6 protein-coding genes and 1 tRNA gene are annotated in these 7,156 nt (G+C 32.3%); 3 read left to right on the top strand and 4 right to left on the bottom strand.

Annotation, left to right across the window (positions count from 1 at the left end; translation table 11 throughout):
• Nucleotides 1-11 precede the first annotated feature (11 nt).
• The 4 genes from B4G36_RS09175 to B4G36_RS09160 all read right to left on the bottom strand — a co-directional run bounded on the left by B4G36_RS09175 (nt 12) and on the right by B4G36_RS09160 (nt 3,658).
• A tRNA-Ser gene (locus B4G36_RS09175) sits at nt 12-96 on the bottom strand.
• Nucleotides 97-334: 238 nt separating this feature from the next.
• The gene (locus B4G36_RS09170) at nt 335-637 is read right to left on the bottom strand and encodes a hypothetical protein (protein WP_291063520.1); all 303 of its coding nucleotides are present in this window, start codon (nt 635-637) and stop codon (nt 335-337) included.
• Between the two features lie 85 nt (nt 638-722).
• Complete coding sequence (locus B4G36_RS09165) at nt 723-1,454, bottom strand: YebC/PmpR family DNA-binding transcriptional regulator (RefSeq protein ID WP_291063518.1); 732 nt, start codon at nt 1,452-1,454, stop codon at nt 723-725.
• A 95-nt stretch (nt 1,455-1,549) separates the two neighbouring features.
• Nucleotides 1,550-3,658, bottom strand: a complete 2,109-nt coding sequence (locus B4G36_RS09160; protein ID WP_291063516.1) for a M3 family metallopeptidase — start codon at nt 3,656-3,658, stop codon at nt 1,550-1,552.
• A gap of 224 nt (nt 3,659-3,882) precedes the next feature.
• Here B4G36_RS09160 and B4G36_RS09155 point away from each other — a divergent pair, with 224 nt between their 5' ends.
• Genes B4G36_RS09155 through B4G36_RS09145 form a run of 3 tightly spaced genes read left to right on the top strand, consistent with a single transcriptional unit; the run spans nt 3,883 to nt 6,802 of the window.
• Complete coding sequence (locus tag B4G36_RS09155; RefSeq protein ID WP_221856057.1) at nt 3,883-4,527, top strand: NUDIX hydrolase; 645 nt, start codon at nt 3,883-3,885, stop codon at nt 4,525-4,527.
• 19 nt (nt 4,528-4,546) lie between these two features.
• On the top strand, nt 4,547-5,431 hold the full coding sequence (locus tag B4G36_RS09150; protein ID WP_038334575.1) for a lysophospholipid acyltransferase family protein: 885 nt from the start codon (nt 4,547-4,549) through the stop codon (nt 5,429-5,431).
• 18 nt (nt 5,432-5,449) lie between these two features.
• The gene (locus B4G36_RS09145; RefSeq protein WP_291063513.1) at nt 5,450-6,802 is read left to right on the top strand and encodes a UDP-N-acetylmuramate--L-alanine ligase; all 1,353 of its coding nucleotides are present in this window, start codon (nt 5,450-5,452) and stop codon (nt 6,800-6,802) included.
• The last annotated feature ends 354 nt before the right edge of the window (nt 6,803-7,156 follow it).

Below are 7,156 nucleotides of genomic sequence, written 5' to 3'. Positions count from 1 at the left end.
GGTTTTCTTAGCGGAGAGTGAGGGATTCGAACCCCCGGAGGTGTGACCCTCAACAGTTTTCAAGACTGCCGCATTCGACCACTCTGCCAACTCTCCAATAACGCAGTCTATTGCTGTATTGCGAGTGCAAATATAGAACGCTTTTTCGAATTTGCAAACCTTAATTTAAAGTTTTTTTAATAAAAAAACATAGTTTATTCAGTATCAAATAAATATTTTTTAAAAAAATTATACAATAACTACCAAAGCTATCTGAATAAGAAAACCAAGTGTAAAAAACAAAGCGGCAAACTTCAATAAAGTAAAGCGAAAAGTTTCATTCAAGATTAATTTATTAACCAATGGTTTCAAGATTTTTTCGTCCAAAAGCTTTTCTACTTTTTTTATAGAAAATCAATAATAAAATTATAATCATTATAACAACGATAAATACAAAAAAAGAACTCATCGAATGATAAAACATCACTCCCATCGCCATTCCTAATGCACCTAATATTAATTGTGGCAACTGATTAATTGCTTTCCGAATCATTTCTTCGGTTTTACTTAACCAATCAGCTCCAAGAATTTCTGGCGCAGCCATCCAAAATGCAAGAAATTGCAAAATCAAACCAAGTAAAGTAAAAATTTTTATCATTCTCAAAAATTCAATTATAGTTAAAGATAAAAAAAACCGTTTAAAATAAATTAAACGGTTTTCATATTATTCTTTTCAAAAAAGATTAATCTTCCTCTTCTTCGTCTTCTTTCATCGTATGATAAACGTTATTTACGTCCTCATCTTCGTCAAATTTCTCTAACAATTTTTCGATGTCAGCTTTTTGTTCTTCTGTTAATTCTTTTGTTGTTTGTGGAATTCTTTCAAATTCTGATGAAATAATTTCATATCCACCTTCTTCCAAAGATTTGAAGATTGTTCCGTAATTCTCGAAAGGGGCAATTAATACAATTCCATCTTCATCTTCAAAAATCTCCTCTACTCCAAAGTCAATCATTTCAAATTCTAATTCCTCTAAATCTAGATTTTCAGGTTTTTGAATCTTTAAATTACAGATATGATCAAACATAAATTCAACAGAACCTTGCGTTCCTAATTGTCCATTACATTTACTGAAATAAGAACGAACGTTAGCTACTGTACGATTGTTGTTATTTGTAGAAGTTTCAACTAAAACAGCAATTCCGTGAGGTCCATAACCTTCAAAAATAACTTCCTTATAGTTTTCTGTATTTTTATCAGATGCTTTTTTGATTGCGCGTTCGATATTATCTTTAGGCATATTTACTGCCTTCGCATTCTGAATTACCGCGCGAAGATGAGAATTTGAATGCGGATCAGGTCCTCCTGCTTTTACTGCCATTACGATATCCTTCCCAATTTTAGTAAACGCTTTAGACATTGCCGCCCAACGTTTTAATTTACGTCCTTTTCTAAATTCAAATGCTCTTCCCATTTATACTTATTTTAATAGTTGCAAATTTATTCATAAAACGAAAAAAATCCAAGAACTATCTCTTGGATTTTTAAGTTGTTAATATTTTAGAATGATTATTTCAATCCGTGGTATTTCAACATTGGTTCAATTGAAGGATTTTTACCTCTAAAATTTTTGTAAATCACATTCAAATCATCCGAATTCCCTTGAGAAAATACTTTATCTCTCAAAATTTGACCATTTTTACGTGACATTCCTCCATTTTCTATTGTCCATTCGTAGGCATCATGATCTAACATTTCTGCCCAGATATACGCAAAATATCCCGCTGCATATCCTCCACCAAAAATATGGCTAAAGTAAGAAGAGCGGTAACGAGGCGGAACTTGTGGTAAATTTGTTTTATTATCAATTAAGGCTTGTTTCTCAAAATCGTCTACACTTGTAATTGTTTTATCGACAGAAACTGTATGCCAAGACAAATCTAAAGCTGCAGCAGAAAGTAATTCTGTTAACGTATAACCTTTGTTAAAGTTAGATGCTTTTTTCATTTTTTTTACCAACGCATCAGGAATCGCAGCTCCTGTTTGATAATGCTTTGCATAATTTTTTAGGATAGATGGTTCCGTTACATAATGCTCGTGAAATTGAGATGGAAACTCTACAAAATCTCTTGAAACATTTGTTCCAGATAAAGTTGGATATTTTTGATTTGCAAAGAAACCGTGCAATGCATGTCCAAATTCGTGGAAAGTTGTCACTACATCATCATACGAAATCAAAGCAGGTTGACCATTTGCAGGTTTTGTGTAATTTCCGACATTATAAATAACAGGTTTTGTGCCAAATAAATGAGATTGCTCCACAATATTACTCATCCAAGCTCCCCCTTGTTTAGAATCTCTTTTGAAATAATCTGTATAAAATAATCCCAATTGCGAACCATCTTCGTTAAACAATTCGTACACTTTTACATCTTCGTGCCAAGTTGGTATATCTGTACGTTTTTTGAATGAAATTCCGTATAATTCTTTCGCCATAAAGAAAATTCCATTCTCTACAACTGAATCTAAAACGAAATAAGGTTTCATTTCATTTTCGTCGATATCATATTTCTCTTTACGAACTTTCTCTGCATAATAGTTCCAATCCGCAGCTGTTAATGTATTTGCTGGATTTTCTTTCTTCGCTAACACTTCAAATTCTTTCGCATCTTTTTGCGCCATTGCAGTTGCTGCTGGAATCATTTGATTCAAAATTCCTTTCGCTGCTGTTGGATTTTGTGCCATTTGATCTTGCAAATTCCATTCTGCATAATTTGCAAAACCTAATAATTTAGCTTTCTCCGCACGTTTTTTAACCAAAGTTAAAATTGTAGAACGTGTATCATTTTCATCTTTTTTCTCTGTTCTAATCCAAGCTGCATCAAATAATTTTTTTCTTGAAGCTGCATTGGTCATATTTTGTAATTCTGGTTGTTGCGTTGTATTCAATAAACTGATTAAATATGTACCATCAGCTTGTTTGAAAGCCTCTAAATCAGCATCACTCAAACCTGCTAATTCTTCTTTCGTAAAAGTTACACCACCAGATTTTGTTCCTTTTAATAATTGATTAGAGAATTTAGTTTCCAATGAAGCGATTTCACCATTCAATTTTTTCAATTCATCTTTTTGAGTTGATGATAAATTAGCTCCAGCCAATTCAAATCGTTGATAATATACATCTAACAAACGAGATGACTCTTTATCTAAATTCAATGATTTTTTATTGTCATGTAAAGTTTTTACACGTTGAAATAATTTATCATTCAAATAAATGGCATCGCTATGAGCCGCAAATTTAGGCGACATTTCCTCCTCAACTGCTTGCAACGTTTCGTTTGTATTTGCTCCAGTCAATAATCCAAAAACATGATTAACTCGTGTTAATAATTGACCCGATTTTTCCATCTCAACTAATGTATTTTCGAAAGTTGGTGCTTCAGAATTATTCGCAATTTTATTGATTTCGACTAATTGTTCAGCCATTCCTTGCAACAAAGCAGGTTTGAAATCTTCGTTTTTAATTTTCGAAAAATCAGCAGTATGATAAGGCAAAGTGCTCACTTCAAAAAAAGGATTTTTATCGTTCCACATACTATTTGTTGACTTTTCGCTACAAGAAGTGGCTAGGATTGACGATCCAACCATCATTCCGTAAAAAAGTTTTTTATTAAACATTTTTATAATTTTTAGACCTAACGAAGTTAAAACTTATAATGTTAAATTTCAAAATATTCTGTTTTTCATTCAAACGATGGAAAATATTTAAGCTAAATCTTAAAAGTTAAATAATTAATAAACCTTACCGAAAAGGTTGAATTTTCTTCGACGAAAATAATTATCTTTGAAAAAGAGTGAGGAAAAATTTCACTCTTTTTTATTACCCTAAAAATCAATCCATTTTGTATTTAGATTTAGAAGAATTAAAATATTTATTAGCTGAAAGTGTTGAAGAATTGCCAAGTTGGGAATCACACCAAAAGCTTTCACCTCCATATCGTCAAAAATTTGATTTAGAATATGTAAAACGTACCAATCCTAGAAGTGCGTCTGTGATGATTTTATTGTATCAAAACGAAGATGGAGAAGTTGAATTCCCAGTAACCATGCGTGTTTCTTACGAAGGAGCGCATTCGCATCAGTTTTCTTTGCCAGGTGGACAATTTGAAGAACAAGATATTAGTTTTGACGAAACTGCTATTCGCGAAACTGTGGAAGAACTTGGTGTAGAGTACGAAAATATTGAGATTGTAAGACAATTGAGCGAAATGTATATTCCGCCAAGCAATTTCTTGGTTTATCCTTATATCGGAATTTATCATGGAGAGCCACATTTCAACCCAGATGAGCGTGAAGTACAATACGTTGTTCCATTAAATTTGGAAGCTTTTTTGAATGCTGATTACGAAGTTTTTGAGAGAGAATTTTCTGGTCAAGTTGTCGAAATTCCTGGTTATAACATTGGTGACGATGAATTTCTTTGGGGTGCAACGGCAATGATTTTAGAAGAATTTAAAGATTATCTAAAAATCGTATTAAATTTGTAACTTAAACAATTAAGAACTCGTGTCTCAAAAAGCAAAGAAAAAGAACGCATTTCGCGATTCATTTGGACATCTATATTTCCTAAAAAGGACGTTAATTTTCTTATTAGGATCATTTACCTATAACCGTTACAATGGTTTTAATAAACTAAAAGTTAGCGGAACAAAAAACTTGGTTCATTTGCCAGCTCAAAATGTATTATTCGTTTCGAATCATCAAACTTATTTTGCTGATGTTTTCGCGATGTATCATGTATTTTGTAGTGTAAAAAATGGTTTTATTGATACCATCAAAAATCCAATTTATTTACTTAATCCTAAGATTGACTTTTATTACGTTGCCGCTGAGGAAACGATGAAAGATAATCTTTTGACAAAATTATTTGCCTACACAGGAGCGGTAACCGTAAAAAGAACGTGGCGTGCAAAAGGAGAAAATGTAAATAGAAAAGTTGATTTAAGCGAAATTAACAATATCGACATTGCGTTGCAAAGTGGTTGGGTCGTAACATTTCCGCAAGGGACTACAACTGCGTTTGCGCCTGGTCGTCGTGGAACTGCGCATCTAATCAAGAAAAATAAACCAATTGTAATTCCAGTTGTGATTGATGGTTTTCGTAGAGCTTTTGATAAAAAAGGTTTGCGCATCAAAAAACGTGGAATTAATGCGACAATGACATTCAAAGAGCCCTTGGAAATCGATTATGAAAATGATTCGAGTGATGCTATCATGAAAAAAATTATGAATGCAATTGAGCAAGCGCCAGAGTTTAATAAGGTTCGACCAATGGACGAAATTCTTGCTGAAAATAGTGAAAAATCATTGGATGATTATTTGAATGAAGATGACGAAGAGTTTGATGATTTCGAAGAAATGGGCTACGACGAAGAAAATAAAAAAGACTAAAAGAATACAACATACAAAATGAAAAAAGTTCATTTTATTGCAATTGGCGGTAGTGCTATGCACAATTTGGCGATTGCTTTGCACGAAAAAGGATATCAAGTAACAGGTTCTGATGACGCAATTTTCGAACCTTCGAAAACACGTTTGGATCAACGTGGTATTTTACCAGAAGAAATGGGTTGGTTTCCAGAAAAAATAACAGCAGATTTAGATGCAGTGATTTTGGGAATGCACGCTCACGCTGATAATCCTGAGATGTTACGTGCGCAAGAATTAGGTTTAAAAATCTATTCATATCCAGAATATTTGTACGAACAATCAAAAGATAAAACGCGTGTTGTAATTGGTGGTTCTCATGGAAAAACGACGATTACATCAATGATTCTTCATGTTTTGCATTATCATAATGTCGATGTTGATTATATGGTTGGTGCGCAATTGGATGGTTTTGATGTAATGGTAAAATTGACAGAAGACAACGAATTTATGATTATGGAAGGTGATGAATATTTATCATCTGCCTTAGATCGTCGTTCAAAATTCTTGTTGTATCAACCAAATATTGCGTTGATTTCAGGTATTGCTTGGGATCATATCAATGTTTTTCCAACGTTTGCAGATTACACTTCTCAATTCTCAAAATTCGTAGAATCTATCGTGAATGGAGGTGCTTTAATTTACAACGAAACAGACGAAGAAGTTGTTAAAGTGGTAGAAGAAACGGAGAAAGCAATCAAGAAATTTCCTTATCATTTACCAGAACATTTTATCGAAAATGGAATCACTTTTATCGAAACAGAAGATGGACCAATTCCGTTAGAAGTCTTTGGTAATCATAACTTGATGAATTTAGAAGGTGCTCGTGCAATTTGTAAACAATTAGGTGTAATGGATGATGATTTCAACGAAGCAATTCAATCATTCAAAGGAGCTTCTAAACGTTTGGAATTAATTAATCGTACTTCTGATTTTGTTGCGTATAAAGATTTTGCGCATGCGCCAAGTAAAGTAACTTCAGTTACGAATGCAGTAAAAGAACAATATACAGATAAAACAGTTGTGGGATGTTTAGAAATTCATACCTATTCGTCTTTAAATCCTGAGTTTTTAGTTCAATACAAAGGTGCTTTAGACAAAGCTGACATCAAAATTGTGATGTATAGTCCAGAAGCATTAGAAATAAAACGTATGGAAATGATTTCTCCAGAAGATATCAAAAAAGCCTTTGGAGATGATTCTATTTTGGTGTTTACAAATGGTGAACAATTGCAAGATTATATCGAAAGTTTAGATAAAAAAGATAAAGTATTTTTGATGATGAGTTCAGGAAACTTCGGTGGAGTAAACTTGAATGAATTATTTAAAGCATAAAAAAATCACCTTTCAATAAAAGGTGATTTCCACTTAAATATCTATAAAATATAGAAAAAGAGAACTTAATTTTTTAGGTTCTCTTTTTGTTTTTTTATCAAATGGTCAAAATAATCATTTTAGGTTTTTGGATTACTTCTTTTCAAATATCAGTAAACTTAGAACTATTTTAAACTTTTTCGGAACTATTAATTTTAAAAACATTATTTTTAGAAAAAACAGAGGTGATATAAACTTTTAGTAATACTCTACTCACTTTTGTTAGCTTTCGCCATCAAAAAACACCTCTGTTTTTACTATAAAATTATAGTGACCCTTTTGATAGTAACAAAGATGATAAAAATCGAGATTAAA

Source organism: Empedobacter sp. UBA3239, assembly GCF_002362875.1.
Classification (GTDB): Bacteria; Bacteroidota; Bacteroidia; order Flavobacteriales; family Weeksellaceae; genus Empedobacter; species Empedobacter falsenii_B.
Note: the sequence above shows the minus strand (reverse complement) of the source record. Positions and strands in the feature narration are given on the sequence as shown.

Coding starts and splice junctions, on each gene's coding strand:
- B4G36_RS09170 (WP_291063520.1), bottom strand. CDS start 637: ATGATAAAAATTTTTACTTTACTTGGTTTGATTTTGCAATTTCTTGCA.
- B4G36_RS09165 (WP_291063518.1), bottom strand. CDS start 1,454: ATGGGAAGAGCATTTGAATTTAGAAAAGGACGTAAATTAAAACGTTGG.
- B4G36_RS09160 (WP_291063516.1), bottom strand. CDS start 3,658: ATGTTTAATAAAAAACTTTTTTACGGAATGATGGTTGGATCGTCAATC.
- B4G36_RS09145 (WP_291063513.1), top strand. CDS start 5,450: ATGAAAAAAGTTCATTTTATTGCAATTGGCGGTAGTGCTATGCACAAT.